The sequence below is a fragment of the Micromonospora sp. H61 genome (genome assembly GCF_018070325.1).
Classification (GTDB): domain Bacteria; phylum Actinomycetota; class Actinomycetes; order Mycobacteriales; family Micromonosporaceae; genus Micromonospora; species Micromonospora salmantinae.
This window is the reverse complement of record NZ_JAGPXY010000031.1, coordinates 1-22,890: the sequence shown is the minus strand read 5'-3', so window position 1 is coordinate 22,890 and position 22,890 is coordinate 1. Positions and strand designations below refer to the sequence as shown.

Here is a 22,890-nt window from a genome sequence, read left to right as displayed (position 1 = left end):
GGCCGGCTGGGGCGTAAGGGTCCGCACTGCCCAGACTGGTCAGCCCGCCAGGGGGCCGCCGCCTGAGCCGGTCGCGCCCGATCAGCGGTTGGGCCGCCACGGGTCCGCTTCGGCGAGCGGGTCGACCCAACTGCCGTAGCGGTTGACCTCCCGGGCCCGCAGCAGCGACCGGGTGACCTGGCCGAACTGCCGTTCGTCGTCGGCGCTGAACAGCAGCACCTCCGAGCCTTGGTACCACCCCCACAGTTCGTGCGGCGGTGGGCGCCAGCGGTCGCCGACCAGGGCGAGTGCGGCCGGGAGCAGGAACACCGCGCCGAGGATCAGGTACGCCCCGGCGGTGAGGCGGTGCAGACCGCCGGTGAAGCCGAGGAGCACCCCCACACCGCCGAGCATGCTGGCGGTGATGACCACGGCCCGGACGGCGATCCGGTCGTGCGGACCCCGGGTGGTACGCAGATGGGTCAGGTCGGCGACCCGGTAACTGTTCCGACCGACGGTGAACCGGTCGACGGTCACGATGATGCCGGGCCGCGCGTACAGCAGGGTCGACCGAGCGCCCGGCACCGTTCGCGGCGGTCGCGTCTTTGCGCCTTCACGATTCACGGTTCCTCCCGAAGGGGACGGTTGGCCGAGTCGACCCGCTGGCGACAGTCATCGCTGCCTGTCGACGGGATTCCCGGCTCCCGACTTCATTGTGTTGCGGCATCGCCAGTCGACCTGGGCATTTACCGGGTCCCGACAGCTCGCCACGACCGGGTGACATCGCCGAGAAACAGCATCCATTTCAGCTTTTATCGGTTATGGCGGCTAGGAATCCGGCGGCATACGCCCGGAACGACGAAAGTCGCATATCCGTCAGTGGGCCGCGAAAAGGGCAATGTTCCCCCGTCCCCAGGCGTCATCAGCCACGATGGCGCCACCCAGCCCATGGGCCCGACCCGCAACTCTCCCAACTTTCGCCCCTGCTTCAACTGCGAGCGACATCCGTCCCGGGTTAGGTTGGGCGAGCCGGTCCGGCCCAGTGCCGTCCGCCCGGATGGCCCCGGCCGGTGTCGTCGAGGGCGTCAGCAGCCCCGGCGGCCGTGGGAGAGGGGCCTTCCGCTCTTGTCATCCCTGAGAAATCTGCTGCGCACCGTGGCGCTGGTCGGCATGTCGGCCGCGCTGATCGCCCCGACGGCGGTGGCCCAGGCCGAGCCGTCCCCCGCCGACCTGACCCGCCGGATCGAGACGTCCTCGGCCGAGTTGGAGCGGGTCGTCGAGTCGTACAACAAGTTGCGTGAGGAGATCAAGACAAACGAGGCCGCCGTGGCCCGATTACAGACCCGCATCGGCCCGCTCGAACAGCAGGTCGAGCAGAGCCGGGCCGACGTGGCGGAGCTCGCCTCCACCGCGTACAAGAGTGGCGGTCTGCGCACCGCGGACGCCCTGCTGCGTCCCGGCGGCTCGGCCGCGCTGCTGGACCGGCTCGGCACGATCGAGCAGTTGACCCGCCAACGGCAGGAGCGCATCTCCGGCTTCACGACCGACCAGCAGCGACTGCTCGACGAGAAGGCCCACCTGGGCGCGACCTTGACCCGACAGGCAGCACAGGCTCGCCAGCTCGCCGCGGGTAAGAAGCAGATCGAGCAGGACCTGGCCAAGCTGTACGAGCTGCGCCGGCAGGCGTACGGGGCCGCCACCGAGCGACCCGAGCCCAGGGCGGCGACGAGCGAGGCCAAGAACGTGCCCGCCGTGTCCGGTGCTGCCGGCACGGCGGTGCGTTACGCGTTCGGCGCGATCGGCAAGCCCTACGTCTGGGCGGCCGACGGGCCGAACGGCTACGACTGCTCCGGCCTGACCTCGGCTGCCTGGCGGGCTGCCGGGAAGTCCCTGCCGCACAACACCAGGATGCAGTGGAGCGCTGTCGCCCACATCGGGCGGGGCGAGCTACGCCCCGGCGACCTGGTCTTCTACAGCGGGCTCGGGCACGTCGCCCTCTACGTGGGCGACGGTCAGGTGATCGACGCGCCCAGCGCCGGTCGCAACGTGCTCAAGCGTGGCATGAACATGATGTCCATCCAGGGTTACGGCCGGGTGCGCTGACCACCATCGGAAACGGCGAACGGCCGGCGTCCCCCTATCGGACGCCGGCCGTTCGCCGTCATTAGTCATTACTTCCAGGTCAGGCTGCTTGCAGCCCTTCCGCCCGAGCCAGCTCGCGGAGCCGGCCGAGGGCCTGGATCTCCAGCTGCCGGATCCGCTCGCGGGACAGCGAGAAGCGGGACGCGACCTCGGTGAGCGAGTGCTCCCGGCCGTCCTCCAGCCCGTAGCGGGCCCGCATGATGCCGGCGGACCGGTCGTCGAGGTGGTTGAGCAGCCCTTCGATGCGCTGCCGCTCCAGGCCGCTGAGGACGATGTCCTCCGGCGACGGCGCGTCACTGTCGGCGACCAGGTCACCGAGGTTCGTGTCGCCGTCGTCGCCCACCGGGGTGTCCAGCGAAACGGTGTCCTGCGACCAGCGACGCAGCTCGTTCACCCGCTCGACGGTGACGCCGAGGGCGTTGGCGATCTGCTCCGGCTCCGGGTCGCTGCCCAACTCACGGGTCAACTGCCGGGCCACGTTGCGCATCCGGTTGACGTCCTCCACCAGGTGCACCGGTAGACGGACGGTGCGCTCCTGCTGCGCGATGGCCCGGCTGATCGCCTGCCGGATCCACCAGGTGGCGTAGGTGGAGAACTTGTAGCCGCGCTCGTAGTCGAACTTCTCGACCGCCCGGACGAGGCCGGTGTTGCCCTCCTGGATCAGGTCCAGCATGGGCATCCCCGAGCGCACGTAGCGCCGGGCGATCGACACGACCAGTCGGAGGTTGGCGCGGATGAAGAGGTCCTTCGCCCGCTCGCCCTCGACGACCAGCCACTCCAGGTCGGCCCGGTCGACACCGGCGGGAACGGCTTCCTCACCGAGCAGGTGCTCGGCGTAGAGGCCGGCCTCGATCGCCTTGGAGAGATCGACCTCCTTGGCGGCGTCCAGCAGTGGCGTCCGGGAGATCTCGTGCAGGTAGACGCCGACCAGGTCGCGCTCCTCGGCAACCTCGTCGGTTCGCATGCCGATGTTCTTGTCCACGTTGCCCACGGTCCCCTCGCTCGCGCCGGTTGCCCGGTTCCTTGCCATTCCCCACACCTGTCAGCCCCTGGTAACTTCTGCTGTGCCCATCGGTGCTGACACCTACACAACAGATGAGACGTGTCGGGGATTCCTCGTCGTGAGTCGAAAGTGTCACGAATGCCTGAGTAGTAGCTGAAAGCACGGTCCATGTTTGCTGTCAGCACCCCATCGGGTGGCTCGCCACTGGGCACCACGTACGGGTTACCGCACCATGGCAACACCGCCCGCCGTGGGGGCACAGCGACCCGGGTCACCACCGCGATGCGATCCTGGTCACTGCCAGATACGCACCGGTGCACCGGTCGGTTCATTCACGAGGGTGTTATTACCCCTCGGCCAGATGAACAATCCGAGGGCTCGTTCGCTTCCCGGTACGGGTGGCGCTAGGAGGCGAGCAGGGCGAGGGCGCCGCGCACCTGGTCGGCCGAGCGGGCCAGCGCGGCCCGGGCGGCGTCGATCTCGGCGCCCGAGACCAGGGCGACCAGCGCCGTCTTCAGGTCCCCGTCGGCCTCGGTGAGGGCCTGCCGGGAGAGTTCCTCCGAGCAACCGGTGGCCTCGACCAGAATCGAGATCATTCGTCCGCGGAGTTTCGCGTTGGTGGCCACCATATCGATCATGAGGTTCGAGTAGACCCGCCCCAGGCGCACCATGACGGCGGTCGAGAACGTGTTGAGGACCAATTTCTGCGCTGTGCCCGCCTTCATCCGGGTCGACCCGGTGACCACCTCGGGTCCGGTGTCCACCCCGATGAACACGTCGACCGACCGGGCGGCCTCCGCCTCCGGATTGGCGCAGAGCAGCACCGTCGAGGCGCCCTTGGCGCGGGCCGCGGCAAGCGCCCCGAGGACGTACGGGGTGCGTCCGCTGGCCGCCAGACCAACCACCAGGTCCCCGGCCCGTACACAACTGGCCGCTTCGACCGCGCCGCCCCGGTCGTCGTCCTCGGCGTCCTCGACGGCCCGCCACATGGCGTCCGGGCCTCCCGCGAGGTGCGCGCAGAACCAGTGTCGGGGCGAGTTGAAGGTGGGGGCCAGTTCGGCGGCGTCGAGCACGCCCAGTCGGCCGGAGGTGCCGGCCCCGAAGTAGTGCACCCGGTGGCCGCCGCGAAGCGCCGCGACCGCCAGGTCGACGGTGGTGGCGATCTCGTCGAGCACCGCGGCGACCGCCGCGGGCACTCGCCGGTCCGCCTCGTTGATCACGGTGAGCACGTCCCGGGTCGACATCAGGTCGAGGTCGACGCTGAGCGGGTTACGCCGTTCGGTGGGGGCACCCACCCGGACCGTGGGGCGAGCGGGCCGTGCGGGCATCTCCGCACCGGCCGTCATGCCCGCCTCCGGTTGGCACCCACCCGGTGCGACTGGACCGCCTCGGCGGTCGCCTCCAGGGCCTTGCGGGCCCGGGCCCTGTTGCGGGCGGCAACCCCGACGAAGAGGCAGTCGACCACGGTGAGCTGGGCCAGCCGGCTGGCCGTCGCGCCGGAGCGGTAGGTGGTCTCCCGGGCCGCCGTGGTCAACACGAAGTCCGCCACGTCGGTGATCGGCGAGCGCGGGAAGTTGGTCAGCGCCACTGTCGCCGCACCGCGGGTACGGGCCTGCTCCAGCACCTCGATCACGTCGGAGGTGGTGCCGGTGTGCGAGATGCCGATCGCCACGTCTCCCCGGCCCAGGAGGGCGGCCGAGGTCAGCGCGGTGTGCACGTCCGGGAAGTAGAAGGCGATCCGGCCGATGCGGTGCAGCTTCTGCTGGAAGTCCGAGGCGACGAACCCGCTGGCGCCGGCGCCGTAGATGTCGATCCGACCGGCACCGCTGATCGCCTCGACCACCTGCTCGCAGACGGCGGGGTCGAGTTGCTCGGCGGTCTCCTCGACGGCGCGGGCGTCGTTGAACGCGATGGTGGCGATGATCTGGGCGAGGTCGGCACCGGGCGGGATGTCACCGCCGACCACTCGGGCGTCCGGTGGCTCGATCCGGCGCGCGGCCTCGGCGGCGAGGCGGATGCGCAGTTGGGGGTAGCCGTCCATGCCCACCGAACGACAGAACCGGATGACTGTCGCCTCGGATGTCTCGGCTGCGGTGGCGAGGTCGGTGATTGTCCGCCGGGCGGCGGCCGCCGGGTCGGACACGACCAGCCGGGCGACCCGCTGCTCGGCGGGCGACAGCGATGGCAACAGCCCGCTGATGTGGACGATCAGCCCACCGGGCTCGTGACTCGCAGAAATCTTCGGACTCTTCGCCACGGATGAAACTTACTTTCAGCAGGCGTGAGCGTCAACTATGACTGTCCGAGGTGGGGGAAACTTCGATCGCCGGGATCACCGGTCCCGCACAGCCTGCCACTTCCCCAGGATCGCCGCCTCATCCGCCGGGCCGAGTCCACCCTGCCGGACGGCCGCCGGCTGTGCGGCCATCCAGCACGCGGTCGCCCGAACGGTATCGGCCAGCGGACGGACCGTCAGACCGGCGTCCAGGGCCGGTCGGACGTCCCGGTCCATCAGGCCGGCGGTCTCCGGCAGTCGCACCCAGAGCGGCAACGCCCGCTCCCCCGACCACTCGCGTACGTCGTGGGACACCAGGAACTCCTGGTCGACCCAGGTGAGAGCCGGATCGGCGACGCCCAGCCCGGCGGCCACACCGGCCAGCAGGTCGGCCCGGGACATCGCCGGACCGGTGCCGTCGTACGTGCCGCCGAGTCGGGTGCCGGCGGCGTGCAACAGCCAACGCGCCAGATCGGCGACGTCCACGAACTGCACCCGATCGGTCGGACGCCCGGGGGCCAGCACCTCGCCGCCGGCCGACAGCCGCCGCACCCAGTACGGGAAACGATCGCTCGGATCCTCCGCGCCGACGATCAGCCCCGCCCGGCAGATGAACGAACGGTCCACGCCGACCCGCTCCCGGACCAGTTCCTCGATGCTCACCTTGCACTCGCCGTACCAGCGGTGGTCCGGGCCGACCGGACCGTCCACGTCCGGCGGGGCCGGCGCCAGGATCGCCGCGTCCGCAGCGGTCTGGCCCGGGGTGGTGTGGTCCGCGTACACCGAGATCGTCGACACGAACGACCAGTGGCCGACGTGGTCGGCGAGCGCGGCGAGCGCGTGCCGGGCGTGGCTGATCTGGCGGGTCACGTCGACCACTGCGTCGAAGCCCTCGGCGGCGAGCGGGACGAGCGACTCGGGATCATCGCGGTCGGCCGCGACGAACCGCGCCCCGGCCGGCACCGTGCCGGACACGCCCCGGGCCGCGCAGGTGACCTCGTGACCCTGTTCGACGGCGAGCCGTGCCGTCGCCCGGCCGAGGAACTGGGTGCCACCGAGAATGAGGATCCGCATCCGCCGATCCTGCTCCCCCCAGCTCCGAACAACCCAGCCGCTCTGCCGACGGCAGACCGTGATCATGAAGTTGTTGCCACTCGGATCGGCGTGTCACGGCAACAACTTCATGATCGACGGAGGCGGGCGGAGGGGCGCGCAGGGGCGTGGGGGGCACTAGCGTGGGGCGTATGGGACTGGGCAGCGTGTTGGTTACCGGGGGGTTCGGGGGCCTTGGCGGGGCGGTCGTGACCGCGTTCGCCGAGGCGGGCTGGCGGGTGGTCGTACCGGAGCGGAAAACCCGGCCCGGGTCGGAGCCGGCGGCGGCCGGACTGGTCCGCGTGGTCGCGGACCTGGGCGAGCCGGCGGGCGCGGCGCAGGCGGTCGAGGCCGCGGCCGGCGAACCGGCGGCGCCGCTGCGCGCGGTGGTCAACCTCGTCGGGGGGTACGCCAGCGGCGGGTTGGTGCACGAGACCCCGGTCGAGGAGTTCGAGCGGATGCTCGCCGTCAACCTGCGGCCGACCTACCTGGTCACCCAGGCCGCGCTCCCGCACCTGGTGGCGTCCGGCGGCGGCGCGGTGGTCTGCGTCTCGGCCCGCGCGGCGGTCGCCCCGTTCCGCGGCGCGGCCGGCTACTCGACGGCCAAGGCGGCGGTGCTGGCCTTCGCCAACGCGGTAGCTGTCGAGTACCGGTCGCAGAACGTGCGCTGCAACACAGTGCTGCCCAGCGTCATCGACACTCCGGCGAACCGGGCGGCCCAGCCCGACGCCGACCATTCCCGCTGGGTCACCCCGGCCGAGATCGCGCCGGTGATCCGGTTCCTCGCGTCGGCGGATTCCGCCCCGACCAGTGGTGCCACAGTGCCGGTCTACGGGCGGGCCTGAGCCACCACCGGGCCGACGTCCTCTCCACCCGAGGCGGACGACGGTAACCACGTCTCCAGGTGCGCCTGGATCTGCTCGGTCACCTCCTCGGCCGGGCGGCCCGCGTCCACCAGCACGAAGCTGGGGTACTCGGGCAGTGCCCGGTAGGCGGTGTCGGCGGCGGTCAGCCACCCCATCGTCTCGTGGTCGGTGCCGCGTTCCTCGATGCGCCGGTACGCCTCCGCCGGGTCGACGGCGAGCAGGAAGGTCACCTGCGGCGTCGGGAACAGCCGGTAGCCGGCCCGGGCGAGCCGCTCCCAGCGCTGCCCGCCGTGCGCCCGGATGCTCGCGTACTGGCAGGCCGAGTAGCGGTCCATCACCGCCGTCCGGCCGGTGAGCAGACAGCTGATCAGGGCGATGGCGATGGCCAGCCAGCGCAGCACCGACTCCACGGCCAGCACGCCGTCACGACCGACGAGCCGTTGCGCGTCCGGCCGGCCGAGGCGTTGGGCGAGCCGGCCGAGCCAGCGGCGGCCACTGGCGTTGCGGCGGTAGGTGGCGGGGCGTCCGGCGGCGTTCAGCGCGTCGGCCAGCCGGTGTGCCTGAGTGGTCTTGCCCGAACCGTCGATCCCGATCAGGGCGACGGTGCGCAATCGGGCCTTGCGTCGTCGCATCCCCGATGATCTGGCCACTCTCCACAGGTTATCCGACCCACGCACCTGGTCCGCGAGGTTTGTGGTGCTTCATCCCTGTTGACGCCCGACCGAGACACCAGCAGGTGTGGACGACCGGAATGCCGGGTACCGGAGTTTGAAATCCAACCGCCGGTCCACCAACACGACGACGGAGGAACCAGATGGCTGAGCGCGGAGACGAGAGTCTTGTGCACACCCTCAAGAAGGTCGCCGCCGTGCTCAAGCAGTCCGAAATTCCGTTCGCCCTGGGCGGCAGCTTCGCGGTCTACGCCCACGGAGGCCACTCCAGCGATCACGACGTCGACTTCCTGATTCGGGAGGCCGACGTGGAAGAGGCACTGGAAGCCCTGGTGGCCGCCGGCTTCGTCGCCGAGCGTCCACCGGAGGACTGGCTGGTGAAGGTGTTCGACGACGACCGGATGGTGGACCTGATCCACCGGCCGATCGAGACACCGGTCACCGAGGAGACGTTCACCGACACGGTCATCCGACCGGTGGACGCGATTCGCATGCCGGTGCTGTCCGCGACCCAGCTGATGGTGCACAAACTGCTCAGCTTCTCCCAGCACTACTGCGACTTCGCCCGCGGGCTCCCGCTGGCCCGCTCGCTGCGGGAGCAGATCGACTGGGAACGGGTACGCAAGGAGACGCAGCACTCGCCGTACGCCGAGGCGTTCCTGGTGCTGCTGGACCGGCTGGAGGTGGTGCCGGCCGCCGGCACCCAGCCAGGAGAGGGGACATCGTGACCCACCATCGCGACATCGACGCCGGGCCACCTGACGAGTACGTCGAGGCGGAGATCCAACGGTTGCTCGTCGAGGACCCCGCCGTCGCCGAACAGGGGATCACAGTGGTTCGACGGGAACGCGCCCTCGTGCTCTACGGCGAGGTGGAGAGTCCGCACCGGCGGGAGGAGATCCTGCGTCGGGTGTCCGAGCGCTTCCCGGACGTGCCGGTCACCAGCGACATCGGGGTGATCCGCGCCCAAGCGCCCACGGAGATCGAGCAACTGCCCTGAGGGAGGTTCCATGGTGATCCGGATTGCCGCTGTGGGCGACGTGCATCTGGACGAGGACGTGGTCGGCCGGTTCCGACCGGCGTTGGAGGAACTGCCGGAGTGCGCCGATGTGCTGCTGCTGGCCGGGGACCTGACCCGGCACGGCACCGAGGCCGAGGCGCGCTGCGTGGCAGAGGAGTTCGGTGGGTTGGCCGTACCGGTGGTGACAGTGCTGGGCAACCACGACCACCAGTGCGACCAGGTGCCACAGGTGGTCAAGGTGCTGGAGGACGCGGGCATCACAGTGCTCGAGGGCAACGGCGTCGTGCTGGACTGCGCCGGTGGCCGGCTCGGCATCGCCGGCGTCAAGGGCTTCGGCGGCGGGTTCGCCGGGCGGTGTGCCAGTGACTTCGGCGAGCCGGAGATGAAGGCCTTCGTGCGGACCACCACCGACAGCGCGGACCGTCTCGGTGCGGCGCTGCGCTCACTGGACTGCGACATGCTGGTCGCGCTCACCCACTACTCGCCGGTGCCGGACACGCTGGCCGGCGAGCCGTTGGAGATCTACCCGTTCCTGGGGTCGTACCAGTTGGGGCAGGCGATCGACTCGGCGCCCACGGCGCTGGCCGTGCACGGGCACGCGCACGCCGGCACCGAGCGCGGCACGACCCCCGGCGGGGTACGCGTCCGCAACGTCGCGCACCCGGTGATCAAGCAGGCGTACAGCGTCTTTCACGTTGGCGATCAACTCGACACCGACCAGGTTTCCCCGATCGGCCAGTCGGGTAGTCAGAGGTCATGGAGCTGATTCTCTGGATTCTCGCAGTCGTACTCGTGGTCGCCGGCATCCTCGCGCTGTTCCGCCGGCAGATCCTGTGGGGCATCGTCCTCATCGTCGTCGGGCTGTTGGTCGGCCCGGGTGGTGTCAGCATCTTCAATTAGCGCTCATACGCCTTGACAACGGGACCCGCCGGGGTCGCCGCGACCGGAGCTTCGTCCTCCCGACAGAAGCACCGGCCGTGGCGATCCCGGCGCTTTTTCGTGGGTGGCCGGCCCGGTGAACCGCCCTCCCGCTCGGCGGTTTGAGCCGACCCCGAGAGGAAATATCTCGACCATGGAGATATCTCAGGACGCGCCGGCGACCTCCGGGCGGCGAGCGTGGTGGGCCCTCGCCGGTTTCGCGGCGGCGGTCTTCGTGGCGGCCGCGATCGGCGGGCTGGGCGTGCAGGGCACCACCGAGGAGTACGCGAACCTGCGGCAGCCCGGCTGGGCACCGCCGTCGTGGCTGTTCGGCCCGGTCTGGTCACTGCTCTACGCGCTGATCGCGGTGGCCGGCTGGCTGGTCTGGCGCCGGGTCGGCTTCTCCCCCGCCCTCTGGGCCTGGATGGCCCAACTCGTGCTCAACGCGATCTGGACCCCGCTGTTCTTCGGCGCCGGGCAGTACGGTCTGGCGTTCGCCGAGATCGTGCTGATGTGGCTGGCGATCGGCCTGACCGTGGTGCTGTTCGCCCGGGTGTCCCGGGTGGCGACGGCGCTGCTGCTGCCGTACTGGGCCTGGGTCACCTTCGCCGCCGCGTTGAACCTGTCGATCTGGCAGCTGAACAACTGACCGCACGGTCCCCGGCGGGGGTGCCCGCCGGGGACCGTGGCCGTCACCGGGTCAGCAGCGGGGCACGCCCGGGATGTAGCCGTCGGAGCCGGTGTACACGTACGCGTCGGCGATGTAGCGGCCGGAGCCGATCCGGTCCCAGATCGAGCTGGTGCCGTACGTGCCGGTGACAGTGGTGCCACTGGTCTGGCAGGCGATGGTCACCCGGGTGCCGTCGGCGACGGTGCCCACCGAGGCGTACCCGGTGCCGGGGCCGGAGCGGACGGTCAGTGGCGTGCCGCTGGTGTCGACGGTGCCGTTGCCGCTGCCCGAGGAGCACCCGTTGTTACTGGTGTAGCTCTTGCTGCCCCAGTAGAGCGCGAGGGTGCCGTTGAAGCGGACCTGGATGTCGGCGCCGTTGAGGCGCTGCTCGTAGTGCAGGTGGGGGCCGGTCGATCCGCCGGTGGTGCCGACCCAGCCGAGCACCTTGCCGTACCCGACCGTCTGCCCGACCGAGACGTTGAAGCCGTTGAGGTGCGCGTAGTAGGTGCTGTAACCGCCCCCGTGGTTGATTCTGACGTATTTGCCGTAGCTGGTGCCGCCGAGGTCGGTAACCCGGTCGACGGTGCCGGGGGCGCTCGCCACCACCGGGTCACCCTGATCGTCGGTGCGGTTGAAGTCGACGGCGTACGCCGGGCTGTGGTCCGACCGGGTCTGCCCGGACCAGGACTGGCCGCACGGGAACGGCACCTTGAAGGTCGGCGCGGCCATCGCCGGGGTCGCCGGCACCAGCGCTCCCCCGACGAAGAGACCCGTCACCAGCAGGCTGATCCACCGCTTTCGCATACAGCTCCTCCTATGTCGAAAACCTTCGATCCGGTGCCCTCAGCCTGACAGATATCGTCACTCTTCGAAAGAGTCCCCAGCTTGTCCCGGGGGAGCGCGCCCACCAGGGCAGCCCGCAGGTTTCCGGATTGTTACTCGCTCGTGTCTGACAGGGGGTGGACCCGGGCCGGATGCAAGCGCTTACATGTGTGCACGCCCAATCGGACCGGCGACGGGTCACCAGCACGACCGCGCCGGCTAGGAAGGAGGACGGCATGGCGGTCTTTACCAGACCACGCCAGGCCTTCGTGATCGCCGGTGTACTCGGGCTGGCGCTCAGCGCCACCGCCTGCGGTACCGGCGACGACAAGAAGAGCAACAACGCGGGCTCCGCGGAGTGCGCCGCATACGACAAGTACGAGGGCCACGACGGCAAGAAGGTCTCCATCTACGCGTCCATCCGTGACGCCGAGGCCGACCTGCTGGAGCGGTCGTGGTCGCAGTTCACCGACTGCACCGGCATCGAGATCGACTACGAGGGCAGCGGCGAGTTCGAGGCGCAGCTCCCCGTCCGGGTCGACGGTGGCAACGCGCCCGACATCGCCTTCGTGCCGCAGCCGGGCCTGGTGAAGCGCTTCGCGGACGCCGGCAAGCTGAAGAACCTGAGCGCCGACACCAAGGCCCTCGCCGAGCAGAACATGCCGGCCGACTGGCTGAAGTACGGCACCGTCAACGGGACGCTCTACGGCGTGCCGCTCGGCGCCAACGTGAAGTCCTTCGTCTGGTACTCGCCGAAGACGTTCAAGGAGAAGGGCTGGGAGGTCCCGACCACCTGGGACCAGCTCATCGCCCTGAGCGACAAGATCGCCGCCAGCGGCACGAAGCCGTGGTGCGCGGGCGTCGAGTCCGGTGACGCCACCGGCTGGCCGGCCACCGACTGGATCGAGGACGTGCTGCTGCGGACGGGCGGCCCCGAGGTCTACGACCAGTGGACCACCCACGCCATCCCGTTCAACGACCCGAAGGTCGTCGACGCGGTTGACCGCGCCGGCAGCATCCTCAAGAACGACAAGTACATGAACGGCGGCTTCGGCGGCGTCAAGAGCATCACCACCACCGCCTTCCAGGAGGCGGGCCTGCCGGTGACCACCGGCAAGTGCGCGATGCACCGACAGGCGTCGTTCTACGCCAACCAGTTCCCCGAGGGCACCAAGGTGGCCGAGGACGGCGACGCGTTCGCCTTCTACCTCCCGGCCATCGACCCGGCCAAGGGCAAGCCGGTGCTGGGCGCTGGCGAGTTCGTCGTCGGCTACGCCGACCGTCCCGAGGTCCAGGCGGTGCAGACCTACCTGGTCTCCGCCGAGTACGTGAACAGCCGCGCGAAGCTCGGCAACTGGGTCACGGCGAACAACAAGCTGGACATCGCCAACGTCGCCAGCCCGATCGACAAGCTCTCCGTCCAGATCCTCCAGGACAAGACGGGCACGTTCCGCTTCGACGGATCCGACCTGATGCCGGCCGCCGTCGGCGCGGGGACGTTCTGGAAGGGCATGGTCGAGTGGCTGAACGGCAAGGCGACCGCCCCGGTGCTCCAGGGCATCGAGAGCAGCTGGCCTAAGTGATCCCGGCGGTGGCCCGGTCCGCGTTCGCGGCCCGGGCCACCGGCCGAGGTGGACCCGGAAGGGAGGGTTGATGGAGTTCGACTTCGCCGATCAGCAGCCGAAGCTCCTCATGCTGATGTACGGGCTGGTCGCCTTCGTGCTGGTGGTGGGTGGTCTCCTACTGCTGCTCGACGTGGTGCCGGCCTGGTTCGCCCGCCGGCGGGAGGCGCAGCTCATCGCTGCCTCCGTAGGCGGGGGCCCGCTGCCCCGCCGACGCAAGCAGAGGGAAGGGCTCTTCGCGTTCTTCTTCCTGCTGCCGACGCTGCTGCTGCTCGTCATCGGCCTGGTCGTACCGGCCATCCGCACCACGCTGCTCTCCCTGATGGATGGGACCAGCACCAACTGGGTGGGGTTGCGCAACTACGGCTGGATGTTCTCCGACGACTCGATCTTCCGGGTCCTGATCAACACCCTGGTCTGGGTGCTCCTGGTCCCGCTGGTGGCGACCGGGTTCGGCCTGATCTACGCCGTACTGGTGGACAAGGCCCGGTTCGAGGCGGTGGCCAAGTCACTGATCTTCCTGCCGATGGCCATCTCCTTCGTCGGCGCCAGCATCATCTGGAAGTTCGTCTACGCCTACCGGGGCGACGGCGATCAGATCGGTCTGCTCAACCAGATCGTGGTCAGCCTCGGCGGTGAGCCCAAGCAGTGGCTGCTCGAATCGCCACTGAACACGCTGCTGCTGATCGTCATCATGGTCTGGATCCAGGCCGGTTTCGCCATGGTGGTGCTCTCCGCAGCGATCAAGGCGATCCCCGGCGACATCGTCGAAGCCGCCCGGCTCGACGGCGTCAGCCCGTGGCAGATGTTCTGGCAGATCACCATGCCGAGCATCCGGCCCGCGCTGATCGTCGTGGTGGTGACCCTCACCATCGCCACGCTCAAGGTCTTCGACATCGTCCGGACCTCGACGAACGGCAACTACGACACCAGCGTGATCGCCAGCGAGATGTACAACCAGGCGTTCCGGTACGGCCAGAACGGGCAGGGTTCCGCGCTCGCGGTCTTCCTCTTCATCCTGGTCATCCCGGTCGTGATCTACCAGATCCGCAACCTCCGTCAGCAGCGGGAGGGCTGAGATGACCACCGCAACGCCCACCGTCGCCGCCGGCACCCAGAAGACCGACGGCACCCCGACCACCACTGCCGGCCGGGTCCGCAAGCGGTTGAACAGCCGAACCGCGACGCTCGTCTCGATCGTCATCGCGGTGGTCTGGACCATCCCGACCTTCGGCCTGCTCGTCTCCTCCCTCCGCCCGGAGGACGAGATCAAGACCACCGGCTGGTGGACGGCCTTCACCAACCCCCAGTTCACGTTGGAGAACTACCAGCAGGTCCTGTTCGGGCGGTCGTCGTCCTCCGGGCAGCTCGCCGGTTCCTTCATCAACTCGCTGGCGATCACCATCCCGTCGGTGCTCTTCCCGCTCGCCTTCGCGTGCCTCGCCGCGTACGCGCTCGCGTGGATCAACTTCCGCGGCCGGGACTGGGTCTACATCGCGATCTTCGCGTTGCAGATCGTGCCGTTGCAGATGGCCCTGGTGCCGCTGCTCAAGTTCTTCTCCACCGGTGTCACCCTCGGCGGCGTCACACTGATGCCGGCCTGGGACCTGGTGGACGAGCAGAAGTTCGCCCAGGTGTGGTTCGCGCACACCTGCTTCGCGCTTCCGTTCGCCGTCTTCCTGCTGCACAACTTCATCTCGCAACTGCCGGGGGACCTGATGGAGGCGGCCCGGGTCGACGGGGCCACCCACCCGAAGATCTTCCGCACCATCGTGCTGCCGCTGATCACCCCGGCGCTGGCGGCGTTCGGCATCTTCCAGTTCCTCTGGGTCTGGAACGACCTGCTGGTCGCATTGATCTTCGCCGGTGGCGGCGATGAGACCGCCCCGCTCACCGTCCAACTCGCCGAGATGGCCGGCACCCGCGGCAACGAGTGGCAGCGCCTGACCGCCGGCGCGTTCGTCAGCATCGTCGTACCGCTCATCGTGTTCCTGTCCCTGCAGCGCTTCTTCGTGCGAGGTCTGCTCGCCGGCAGCGTCAAGGGCTGACCCGCGCGTCCGCCGCCGCCCGGCCCCTCGGGCGGCGGCGGACGCGCCGGGCACCGAGCGGGGGAAACCGTGACGAGGATCGATGATGTGGCCCGGCTGGCCGGAGTGTCCACGGCCACCGTCTCGCGGGCGCTGCGCGGACTACCGACGGTCTCGGCCGCCACCCGACGCCGGGTACTCGCCGCCGCCGAGCAACTCGACTACGAGGTCTCGCCGAGCGCGTCCCGGCTCGCCGGCGGCCGGACCGGCACGGTCGCGGTGGTGGTCCCCCGGATCACCCGCTGGTTCTTCAGCACCGTCGTCGAGGCGGTCGAGGAGTACCTCCACCAGTCCGGCTACGACCTGCTGCTCTATAACCTGGGCGGCCGGGAGCAGGTCCGCCAGCGGGTCCTGCGGACGGCCAACCTGCACAAGCGGGTGGACGCCATGATGCTGGTCGCCACGCCGCTGCGCCCGGCCGACCTGACCGCGCTGGCCACGCTGGAACTGCCCGGCGTCACCATCAGCTCGGGCAGCAGGGTGCCCAACTGGCCGTGCGTACGGATCGACGACGTGGCGGCCGCGCGGGCCGCGACCAAGCATCTGATCGACCTCGGCCATCACCGGATCGCCCACATCTCCGGCGACCCGGACGACGAGTTGGCCTTCACCACCCACCTCGACCGACGCCGGGGTTACCAGGCGGCACTGCGCTCCGCCGGGCTGCGACCCGACCCGACCCTGGACATCGAGTCCACCTTCACCATCGACGGCGGCAACCGGGCCACCGCCGAGCTGCTGGCCCGCGGCGAGCCACCGACAGCGATCGTCGCCGCCTGCGACGAGATGGCGATGGGCGCTTTGACCGCCCTGCGCGACGTCGGACTGCGGGTGCCGCAGGACGTCAGCGTGGTCGGCATCGACGACCACGACCTGGCCGGTGTGCTCGGGCTCAGCACCGTCGCCCAGCCCGCCGCCGAGCAGGGCCGGCTGGCCGCCCAGATGCTGCTCGACCCGCTCGGGGCCCGGCCGCCGGGCCCCATCGTCAGTCAGCGGGACGCCGGTTGCGACACTCCGATGGTCCTGCCCACTCGGTTGGTGGTCCGGGACTCGACAGCACCGCCCCGGGCACACTGAAACCCAAACACCGCAACACGGGAGACGACCCTGAACACCGACCCGACGCAGCAGACCCCCTCCGTTCACCAGACCACCGGCTGGTGGACCGAGGCCTCCATCTACCAGATCTACCCCCGCTCGTTCGCCGACTCGGACGGGGACGGAATCGGTGACCTGCCCGGCATCACCGCCCGCCTCGACCACCTGGTCGAGCTGGGCGTGGACGCGGTGTGGCTCTCCCCCTTCTACCCCTCGCCGCAGGCCGACGCCGGCTACGACGTCTCCGACTACCGCGACATCGACCCGCTGTTCGGCACCCTCGCCGACGCGGACAAGCTGATCGCCGAGGCCCGGGCCCGCAACCTGCGGGTGATCGTCGACCTGGTCCCGAACCATACCTCCTCGGCGCATCGCTGGTTCCAGGCCGCGCTGCCGGCCGCGCCCGGCAGCGCGGAACGGTCGCGCTACATCTTCCGGGACGGCAGTGGCCCGGCCGGCGACCAGCCGCCGAACGACTGGCAGAGCGTCTTCGGTGGTCCGGCCTGGACCCGGACGGTCGACGCCGACGGACAGCCCGGCCAGTGGTACCTGCACCTGTTCGACACCGGGCAGCCGGACCTCAACTGGGACAACCCGGAGGTGCACGCGGAGTTCCTGGACGTGCTGCGCTTCTGGTTGGACCGCGGCGTGGACGGCTTCCGGGTCGACGTGGCACACGGCCTCATCAAGCAGGCCGACCTGGCCGACTGGCAGGAGCCGCAGGAGATCCTCTCCGGCAACGAGATCGACAAGCCCCGCCCGCCGATGTGGGACCAGGACGGCGTGCACGAGATCTACCGGCAGTGGCGGCAGGTGCTGGACAGCTACCCCGGCGAGCGGGTGCTGGTCGCCGAGGCCTGGGTGGAACCGGCCGAGCGGCTGGCCCGCTACGTCCGCCCGGACGAGATGCACCAGGCGTTCAACTTCGAGTACCTGCTCGCCGCGTGGAGCGCACCGGCCCAGTACGCGGTGATCACCCGTTCGTTGGAGGCGACCGACTCGGTCGGCGCGCCGACCACCTGGGTGCTGTCCAACCACGACGTGGTGCGGCACGCCTCCCGGCTCGGCCTGCCGGTCGGCACCGTGCGCCCCAACGGCATCGGCATCGGCGACCCGCAGCCGGACGCCGCACTCGGTCTGCGCCGGGCCCGGGCGGCCACCCTGCTGATGCTGGCGCTGCCCGGCTCGGCGTACCTCTATCAGGGTGAGGAGCTGGGGCTGCCCGAGCACACCACCCTGCCCGACGAGGCCCGGCAGGACCCGACCTGGACGCGCAGCGGGCACACCCAACGCGGCCGGGACGGCTGCCGGGTGCCAATCCCGTGGGAGGCCGACGCCCCGTCGTACGGCTTCGGGCCGACCGACGCGAGCTGGTTGCCGCAGCCCGCGCTCTGGGCGGAGTACGCGCTGGACCGCCAACGCGACGTGCCCGGCTCGACCTACGAGCTGTATCGCACGGCGCTTCGGTTGCGCCGTGCCCACGGGCTGGGTCGCGGCACCCTGGAGTGGTTGTCCTCCGGCGACGAGGTGCTGAGCTTCCGCAACGGTGAGCTGACCGTGCTGACCAACTTCGGTGCCGTCCCGGTGCCGATGCCGGCCGGCGCCGAGGTGCTCGCCGCCAGCGCGCCCCTGGACGACAACGGCGCGGTCCCGGCCGACGTCACCGTCTGGCTGCGCGGCTGACCGAACGCTCACCGGCCCGTCCCGCGGTACTCGCGGGCGGGCCGGTCGGCGTGGACCGCCCCGCACCCGCCGCGCCGATCTTGCAGTTTCGGTTGTCGGTATGGGTCCGATGTCGCTTCTGTCGGGACAGTAAGCGCAAGATCGCGGGGCGCGCGGGGTGGGGTTAGAGGCGGTTGGCTCGGGTGTGTAGCAGGTCGTGCACGTTGTCGATGTCCGCTGGTGAGGTTCGCGAGGCCAGCCAGTACATGACGCCGGTCGGGATGAAGAAGAGCTGGAAAGCGGCCAGCCCGACGGCGAAGTTCAGCGGTGGCGGGAATGCCGCTCGCAGTGCCTGGAAGGCCACCCCGACCAGCCCGTTGCCGGCGGCGCGACCGACCCCGTTGACCAGGTTGCCCAGGCTGTAGACAGTGCCCCGGTGCTCCGGCGGGTTGACGTCGGCGATCAACGCGAACCAGTTCGGCGAGTTGGCCGACGTCAACGCGAGCGCCACGATGGCGGTGAGCAGGCTCAGCCCGACCGACGGCTCGGTGAACACACTGGCCAGTACCGCACCCACCACCGCGCCGCCGCTCGCGCCGTCCGGCACGTCGATGGTCACCGGTACGAAGAACAACACCAGGTAGAACGGCAGCGCGGCGAGGATGCCGATCGAGGCGACGAGTGCCCGCCCTCGCGGGGTACGACGTTGCACGGCGTCACCGATCAACCCGCCCACTATGGAAAGCACCCCACCGAGCTGGAACAGGGTGGCGAAGACGCTGCCCACCACCACCGCTGTCGACGTGGAGTAGCCCTGGGCCTCGGCCCGTTCGGCGAAGAGCACCGGCAGCCAGACCAGCGAGCCGAACGCGGCCTGCGCGGTCAGACCCTGCAGGATCAGCCACCGGTTGGTCCGCCGGGCCAGGATGCGCGGCAGGTCGGCGCGACTGATCCGGTAGTCGTACTCGGCGCCGGCGTCCAACCTGCCGGCCAGTTCCGGCTCGCTCTGGCCACGCCGGACGTCGTACGTGAACAGGTAGGCCAGCGTGGCGACCAGGCCGACGCCGGTCAACAGCAGGAACGGCCGCCGCCAGTCGGCAGCCCCGAGCAGCCCGCCGACGAGGGTGCCCGCGAGGGTGCCGACCCCCTGGGAGAGCCCCCAGAAGCTCATCACCAGCCCGCGCCGAGTCGGCGAGATCAGGTCGGTGACCACGGAGAAGCCCACCGAGCCGACCGCGCCGAGGCCGACCGCCGCGACCAGTTGCGCGGCCAGGAACGTCAGGTAGCCGCCGGCGAGCGCGCTACCGCCGGTGCCGGCTACCCAGAGCAGCGTGCCCACCATGAGCAGCGGTTTGCGGTTGGTGTGGTCCCCGACGTACGCCCAGCCGACCGCCGCGACCGCGCTGACCAGGAAGCTGACCGCGGTGACCACGCCGAGCAGCCGCCCGGACACGTCGAACGCGTCCGAGATCGGGCCGTACAGCGGGGGGACCAGCCCGATCGCCACGTTGTCCAGCGAGGCGAGCAGCACGAACACCACGACGCTGTACAACCGGTGCGCCGGCCCACCGCCCCGACCGTGCGGGCGCAGGCCGGGCCCGCCACTGGTCACCGTCATGACCGGCAGCCAACCAGACCGCGTGAAGGAGGTCGTCACGCGGGTGGGTGCCGGTCACCGTCGACCGGCACCCATCCGCGTCGATCCCGACTGTCAGCGCCGGTCGAGCACCAATCCGCGCGCCACGGCGTACTGGTCCCGCACGGCGGGGACGGCCGCCGCCGCGTACTCCTCGGTGCCCTCGACCGCCCAGACGGGCGGTGCGGCGCCGCCCAGGGCGACCCAGGCGGCCTGCCGGGCGGCGCCGTCGGCGACGTACTCCCCGGCTGGCGGGACGACGACCGGGCAGCCGAAGACCTGCGGGGCGATCTGACGCACCGCGGCCGACCGGGCACCGCCGCCGACCAGGATGACCCGGCGGGCGGTGGCGCCCTGCGCGGTCAGCGCGTCCAGCCCGTCGGCGAGCGCGCAGAGCATGCCCTCCACGGCGGCCCGCGCCAGGTGCGCGGGGGTCGACGTGCGCAGGGTCAGGCCGTGCACCGCACCGGTGGCGAGCGGTCGGTTCGGCGTCCGCTCACCCTCCAGGTAGGGCACCATGACCAGTCCGTCCGCCCCGGCTGGCGCGGAGAGCGCCAGCTCGGCCAGCTCGTCCAGGTTGACGCCGAGCATCGCGGCGGCGGCGTCCAGCACCCGGGCCGCGTTGAGCGTGGCGACCAGGGGCAGGAAACGGCCGGACGCGTCGGCGAAGCCCGCGACGGTGCCGCTCTCGTCAGCGGCGGGCACGTCGGCGACGCTGAACACGGTGCCGGAGGTGCCGATCGAGACGATCACGTCACCCGGGCCGGCGCCGACGCCCAGCGCGGCGGCCGCGTTGTCCCCGGTGCCCGCGCCGAGCAGCGCGCCGCCCGGCCCACCCAGTACGTCGGACAGCTTTCCCGCCGAATCGGCCGGACCGAGCACCTCGGGCAGCACCAACCGCCGGCCGAAGCCGCGCTCCAGCAGGTCCAGTCGGTATTGCCCGGTGGCCGGCGACCAGTAGCTGGTACCGCTGGCATCACCCCGGTCGGTACGCAGCGCGTCAAGCCCCGGTGCGCCGGCCAGCCGCCAGGTCAGCCAGTCGTGCGGCAGGCAGACGGCCGCCACCTGGGCTGCCCGCTCCGGCTCGTGCGTGGCCAGCCAGCGCAGCTTGGTGAGGGTGAAGCTGGCCACCGGAACGCTGCCGGTGGCCTCGGCCCAGAACCGACTCCCGGCCGAGCCGCCGCCGGCCTCCTCGATGAGGTCGGCGGCGGCGTCGGCGGAACGGGTGTCGTTCCACAGCAGCGCCGGGCGGACCACCCGGCCGTCCTCGTCGAGACACACCATGCCGTGCTGCTGGCCGGCGACGGAGATCGCCGCCACGTCGGCCAACCCGCCGGCCTGGTCGGCGGCGCTACGTAGCGCCTGCCACCAGGCTTCCGGGTCGACCTCAGTGCCGTCCGGGTGCGGTGCCCGGCCCTGCCGGAGCAGGGCGCCTGTCTCCGCGTCCCGGATCACCACCTTGCAGGACTGGGTGGACGAGTCAACGCCTGCGACCAACGGCATGGCGGGGCCTCAGCGGGCGCCGAGCAGGTGCTCGACGGCGAGCTGGTTGAGCCGGACGAAGGCGAAGCCCCGGGCGGCCACGGCGTCGACGTCGACGTCCTCGAACGCGGACCGGTCGGCCAGGAGCTCCTCGTAGCCCTCGCCGTCGCCGAGCGTCGGCGTGCTCAGCTCGCCGACCTTGCTGGCGGCGAGCGCCTCGACCACCTCGGGGTCGGCGCGGAACGCCGCTGCCCGCTCCTTGAGCAGCAGGTAGGTGCTCATGTTGGCCGCCGCGGAGGCCCAGACACCGTCCATGTCCTCGGTGCGGGACGGCTTGTAGTCGAAGTGCCGGGGGCCGTCGTAGGCCGGCCCGCCGTTGGGGCCGCCGTTCTCCAGGAGGTCCACCAGGGCGAACGCGTTCATCAGGTCACCGTGGCCGAAGACCAGGTCCTGGTCGTACTTGATGCCGCGCTGGCCGTTGAGGTCCAGGTGGAACAGCTTGCCCTGCCAGAGCGCCTGGGCGATGCCGTGGGCGTAGTTGAGCCCGGCCATCTGCTCGTGGCCGACCTCCGGGTTGAGGCCGACCAGCTCCGGGTGGGCCAGCTGGGAGATGAAGCCGAGCGCGTGCCCGATGGTCGGCAGCAGGATGTCGCCGCGCGGCTCGTTGGGCTTGGGCTCCAGGGCGAACCGCAGGTTGTAGCCCTTGTCGATGGAGTACTGGGTGAGCAGGTCCACGGCCTCGCGGTAGCGGTCCAGGGCGGCGCGGACGTCCTTGGCGAGGTCGTACTCGGAGCCCTCGCGGCCACCCCACATGACGAAGGTGCTGGCACCCAACTCGGCGGCCAGGTCGACCTGACGCAGCACCTTGCGCAGCGCGTACCGGCGGACGTCGCGGTCGTTGCTGGTGAAGCCGCCGTCCTTGAAGATCGGGTGGGTGAAGAGGTTGGTGGTGACCATCGGCACCACCAGGCCGGTCTCGTCGAGGGCCTTGCGGAACCGGGCGATGTGTTGGTCCCGGGTGGCCGCGTCGACGCCGAACGGGATCAGGTCGTCGTCGTGGAAGGTGATGCCGTACGCGCCCAGCTCGGCGAGCCGGTGCACTGCCTCGACCGCGTCGAGCTCCGGACGGGTGGCGTCACCGAACGGGTCGCGGGCCTGCCAGCCCACGGTCCAGAGCCCGAAGGAGAACTTGTCGGCGGGGGTGGGACGGGGTGCCATGAGCGACCTCCGGGGTGGTGTTGTCCGCTATTTGTTCAGCGATTGAATTATTTGCCCACCCTATGGCACTGTCAAGGGGTGAGCCTCACCCACGCCCCGGCCGGCGCAGTCCGTCAGGGCAGCCTGCGCGAGCTCAACCTCGCCCTGGTCCTCGGCCGGATCGCCACGGCCGACCGACCTCCCTCCCGGGCCGACCTGGCGACCGCGACCGGCCTGACCAGAGCCACCGTGTCCGCGGTGGTCGAGGACCTGCTCGCCGGCCGGCTGGTCAGTGAGTCCGATCCCGCGCCCCGCTCGGGCGCCGGCCGCCCGGCGCGCGGGCTGGTCCTGGCCGATCAGGGGCCGGCCGGGCTCGGCCTGGAGGTCAACGTGGACTACCTGGCGGTCTGCGTCGTGGACCTCGCCGGCCAGGTCCGGCACCGCACCGTCCACCGTGCCGACCTGCGCCCGGTCGCCCCCGCCGACGCGCTGGCCCGCCTGGTCGAGATGGCCGGGGCAGCCCGCGAGGACGCCGCCCGGCGCGGCCTCACCCTGGTCGGGGCCGCGCTCGCGGTGCCCGGCCTGGTGGACGACGCCGGGCTGGTCCGGCTCGCGCCGAACCTCGGCTGGCGTGACGTGCCGGTGCC

Annotated in this window: 22 protein-coding genes and 1 pseudogene; 13 read left to right on the top strand and 10 right to left on the bottom strand. The window is 70.7% G+C overall.

Annotated features, from left to right (window positions below; all coding sequences use genetic code 11):
• Positions 1-81 precede the first annotated feature (81 nt).
• Positions 82-603, bottom strand: a complete 522-nt coding sequence (locus KBX08_RS17510; RefSeq protein WP_210784548.1) for a DUF6232 family protein — start codon at positions 601-603, stop codon at positions 82-84.
• Between the two features lie 501 nt (positions 604-1,104).
• Between KBX08_RS17510 and KBX08_RS17505 the strand changes: the two genes are divergently transcribed.
• Positions 1,105-2,082, top strand: a complete 978-nt coding sequence (locus KBX08_RS17505) for an NlpC/P60 family protein (RefSeq protein ID WP_210784547.1) — start codon at positions 1,105-1,107, stop codon at positions 2,080-2,082.
• Positions 2,083-2,161: 79 nt separating this feature from the next.
• On the opposite strand, the gene KBX08_RS17500 is transcribed toward KBX08_RS17505, so the two are convergent.
• The 4 genes from KBX08_RS17500 to KBX08_RS17485 all read right to left on the bottom strand — a co-directional run bounded on the left by KBX08_RS17500 (position 2,162) and on the right by KBX08_RS17485 (position 6,473).
• On the bottom strand, positions 2,162-3,151 hold the full coding sequence (locus KBX08_RS17500) for an RNA polymerase sigma factor RpoD/SigA (protein ID WP_091405669.1): 990 nt from the start codon (positions 3,149-3,151) through the stop codon (positions 2,162-2,164).
• Between the two features lie 377 nt (positions 3,152-3,528).
• Positions 3,529-4,470, bottom strand: a complete 942-nt coding sequence (gene murQ / locus KBX08_RS17495; RefSeq protein WP_210784546.1) for an N-acetylmuramic acid 6-phosphate etherase — start codon at positions 4,468-4,470, stop codon at positions 3,529-3,531.
• Positions 4,467-5,381, bottom strand: a complete 915-nt coding sequence (locus KBX08_RS17490; RefSeq protein WP_030488123.1) for a MurR/RpiR family transcriptional regulator — start codon at positions 5,379-5,381, stop codon at positions 4,467-4,469. Before KBX08_RS17490 ends, murQ begins: the two co-directional genes overlap by 4 nt.
• Before the next feature lie 75 nt (positions 5,382-5,456).
• Positions 5,457-6,473 (bottom strand): NAD-dependent epimerase/dehydratase family protein, encoded by a 1,017-nt coding sequence (locus KBX08_RS17485; protein WP_210784545.1) that lies wholly within the window; start codon positions 6,471-6,473, stop codon positions 5,457-5,459.
• 170 nt (positions 6,474-6,643) lie between these two features.
• Between KBX08_RS17485 and KBX08_RS17480 the strand changes: the two genes are divergently transcribed.
• Entirely contained in the window at positions 6,644-7,336 is a 693-nt protein-coding gene (locus KBX08_RS17480; protein ID WP_210784544.1) for an SDR family NAD(P)-dependent oxidoreductase, read from the top strand.
• Here the strand turns inward: KBX08_RS17480 and KBX08_RS17475 are convergent.
• Complete coding sequence (locus tag KBX08_RS17475; RefSeq protein ID WP_210784589.1) at positions 7,321-7,989, bottom strand: thymidylate kinase; 669 nt, start codon at positions 7,987-7,989, stop codon at positions 7,321-7,323. The genes KBX08_RS17480 and KBX08_RS17475 overlap by 16 nt on opposite strands.
• Before the next feature lie 182 nt (positions 7,990-8,171).
• Here KBX08_RS17475 and KBX08_RS17470 point away from each other — a divergent pair, with 182 nt between their 5' ends.
• The 5 genes from KBX08_RS17470 (at position 8,172) to KBX08_RS17450 (ending at position 10,616) form a co-directional block, all read left to right on the top strand.
• Complete coding sequence (locus KBX08_RS17470) at positions 8,172-8,756, top strand: nucleotidyltransferase family protein (protein WP_210784543.1); 585 nt, start codon at positions 8,172-8,174, stop codon at positions 8,754-8,756.
• Entirely contained in the window at positions 8,753-9,028 is a 276-nt protein-coding gene (locus KBX08_RS17465) for a hypothetical protein (protein WP_112676011.1), read from the top strand. Before KBX08_RS17470 ends, KBX08_RS17465 begins: the two co-directional genes overlap by 4 nt.
• 10 nt (positions 9,029-9,038) lie before the next feature.
• Positions 9,039-9,815 (top strand): metallophosphoesterase, encoded by a 777-nt coding sequence (locus tag KBX08_RS17460; protein ID WP_091405690.1) that lies wholly within the window; start codon positions 9,039-9,041, stop codon positions 9,813-9,815.
• Positions 9,806-9,949 (top strand): GPGG-motif small membrane protein, encoded by a 144-nt coding sequence (locus tag KBX08_RS17455; protein ID WP_007464364.1) that lies wholly within the window; start codon positions 9,806-9,808, stop codon positions 9,947-9,949. Before KBX08_RS17460 ends, KBX08_RS17455 begins: the two co-directional genes overlap by 10 nt.
• Positions 9,950-10,121: 172 nt before the next feature.
• The gene (locus KBX08_RS17450) at positions 10,122-10,616 is read left to right on the top strand and encodes a TspO/MBR family protein (protein ID WP_210784542.1); all 495 of its coding nucleotides are present in this window, start codon (positions 10,122-10,124) and stop codon (positions 10,614-10,616) included.
• Positions 10,617-10,667: 51 nt separating this feature from the next.
• On the opposite strand, the gene KBX08_RS17445 is transcribed toward KBX08_RS17450, so the two are convergent.
• Positions 10,668-11,441: a M23 family metallopeptidase gene (locus KBX08_RS17445; RefSeq protein ID WP_210784541.1), complete on the bottom strand. Its 774-nt coding sequence runs from the start codon at positions 11,439-11,441 to the stop codon at positions 10,668-10,670.
• A gap of 254 nt (positions 11,442-11,695) precedes the next feature.
• Between KBX08_RS17445 and KBX08_RS17440 the strand changes: the two genes are divergently transcribed.
• The 5 genes from KBX08_RS17440 (at position 11,696) to KBX08_RS17420 (ending at position 17,949) form a co-directional block, all read left to right on the top strand.
• Positions 11,696-13,042: an ABC transporter substrate-binding protein gene (locus KBX08_RS17440; RefSeq protein ID WP_210784540.1), complete on the top strand. Its 1,347-nt coding sequence runs from the start codon at positions 11,696-11,698 to the stop codon at positions 13,040-13,042.
• Positions 13,043-13,112: 70 nt separating this feature from the next.
• Entirely contained in the window at positions 13,113-14,159 is a 1,047-nt protein-coding gene (locus tag KBX08_RS17435; protein WP_210784539.1) for a carbohydrate ABC transporter permease, read from the top strand.
• Position 14,160: 1 nt separating this feature from the next.
• Entirely contained in the window at positions 14,161-15,129 is a 969-nt protein-coding gene (locus tag KBX08_RS17430; protein ID WP_210784538.1) for a carbohydrate ABC transporter permease, read from the top strand.
• A 69-nt stretch (positions 15,130-15,198) separates the two neighbouring features.
• The gene (locus KBX08_RS17425) at positions 15,199-16,245 is read left to right on the top strand and encodes a LacI family DNA-binding transcriptional regulator (protein WP_210784537.1); all 1,047 of its coding nucleotides are present in this window, start codon (positions 15,199-15,201) and stop codon (positions 16,243-16,245) included.
• Between the two features lie 30 nt (positions 16,246-16,275).
• Positions 16,276-17,949, top strand: a complete 1,674-nt coding sequence (locus KBX08_RS17420; RefSeq protein WP_210784588.1) for a glycoside hydrolase family 13 protein — start codon at positions 16,276-16,278, stop codon at positions 17,947-17,949.
• Positions 17,950-18,112: 163 nt separating this feature from the next.
• Here KBX08_RS17420 and KBX08_RS17415 read toward each other — a convergent pair whose 3' ends face one another.
• From KBX08_RS17415 to xylA, 3 genes are all read right to left on the bottom strand, one after another.
• Complete coding sequence (locus KBX08_RS17415; protein WP_210784536.1) at positions 18,113-19,546, bottom strand: MFS transporter; 1,434 nt, start codon at positions 19,544-19,546, stop codon at positions 18,113-18,115.
• 93 nt (positions 19,547-19,639) lie between these two features.
• Complete coding sequence (xylB, locus tag KBX08_RS17410; protein WP_210784535.1) at positions 19,640-21,067, bottom strand: xylulokinase; 1,428 nt, start codon at positions 21,065-21,067, stop codon at positions 19,640-19,642.
• A gap of 9 nt (positions 21,068-21,076) precedes the next feature.
• On the bottom strand, positions 21,077-22,264 hold the full coding sequence (xylA, locus tag KBX08_RS17405; protein ID WP_210784534.1) for a xylose isomerase: 1,188 nt from the start codon (positions 22,262-22,264) through the stop codon (positions 21,077-21,079).
• Between the two features lie 78 nt (positions 22,265-22,342).
• Between xylA and KBX08_RS17400 the strand changes: the two are divergent.
• Positions 22,343-22,890: pseudogene (locus KBX08_RS17400) on the top strand (MarR family transcriptional regulator); the annotation flags it as partial.

Coding starts and splice junctions, on each gene's coding strand:
- KBX08_RS17500 (WP_091405669.1), bottom strand. CDS start 3,151: ATGGCAAGGAACCGGGCAACCGGCGCGAGCGAGGGGACCGTGGGCAAC.
- murQ (WP_210784546.1), bottom strand. CDS start 4,470: ATGACGGCCGGTGCGGAGATGCCCGCACGGCCCGCTCGCCCCACGGTC.
- KBX08_RS17485 (WP_210784545.1), bottom strand. CDS start 6,473: ATGCGGATCCTCATTCTCGGTGGCACCCAGTTCCTCGGCCGGGCGACG.
- KBX08_RS17480 (WP_210784544.1), top strand. CDS start 6,644: ATGGGACTGGGCAGCGTGTTGGTTACCGGGGGGTTCGGGGGCCTTGGC.
- KBX08_RS17475 (WP_210784589.1), bottom strand. CDS start 7,989: ATGCGACGACGCAAGGCCCGATTGCGCACCGTCGCCCTGATCGGGATC.
- KBX08_RS17470 (WP_210784543.1), top strand. CDS start 8,172: ATGGCTGAGCGCGGAGACGAGAGTCTTGTGCACACCCTCAAGAAGGTC.
- KBX08_RS17460 (WP_091405690.1), top strand. CDS start 9,039: ATGGTGATCCGGATTGCCGCTGTGGGCGACGTGCATCTGGACGAGGAC.
- KBX08_RS17455 (WP_007464364.1), top strand. CDS start 9,806: ATGGAGCTGATTCTCTGGATTCTCGCAGTCGTACTCGTGGTCGCCGGC.
- KBX08_RS17450 (WP_210784542.1), top strand. CDS start 10,122: ATGGAGATATCTCAGGACGCGCCGGCGACCTCCGGGCGGCGAGCGTGG.
- KBX08_RS17445 (WP_210784541.1), bottom strand. CDS start 11,441: ATGCGAAAGCGGTGGATCAGCCTGCTGGTGACGGGTCTCTTCGTCGGG.
- KBX08_RS17440 (WP_210784540.1), top strand. CDS start 11,696: ATGGCGGTCTTTACCAGACCACGCCAGGCCTTCGTGATCGCCGGTGTA.
- KBX08_RS17435 (WP_210784539.1), top strand. CDS start 13,113: ATGGAGTTCGACTTCGCCGATCAGCAGCCGAAGCTCCTCATGCTGATG.
- KBX08_RS17430 (WP_210784538.1), top strand. CDS start 14,161: ATGACCACCGCAACGCCCACCGTCGCCGCCGGCACCCAGAAGACCGAC.
- KBX08_RS17415 (WP_210784536.1), bottom strand. CDS start 19,546: ATGACGGTGACCAGTGGCGGGCCCGGCCTGCGCCCGCACGGTCGGGGC.
- xylB (WP_210784535.1), bottom strand. CDS start 21,067: ATGCCGTTGGTCGCAGGCGTTGACTCGTCCACCCAGTCCTGCAAGGTG.
- xylA (WP_210784534.1), bottom strand. CDS start 22,264: ATGGCACCCCGTCCCACCCCCGCCGACAAGTTCTCCTTCGGGCTCTGG.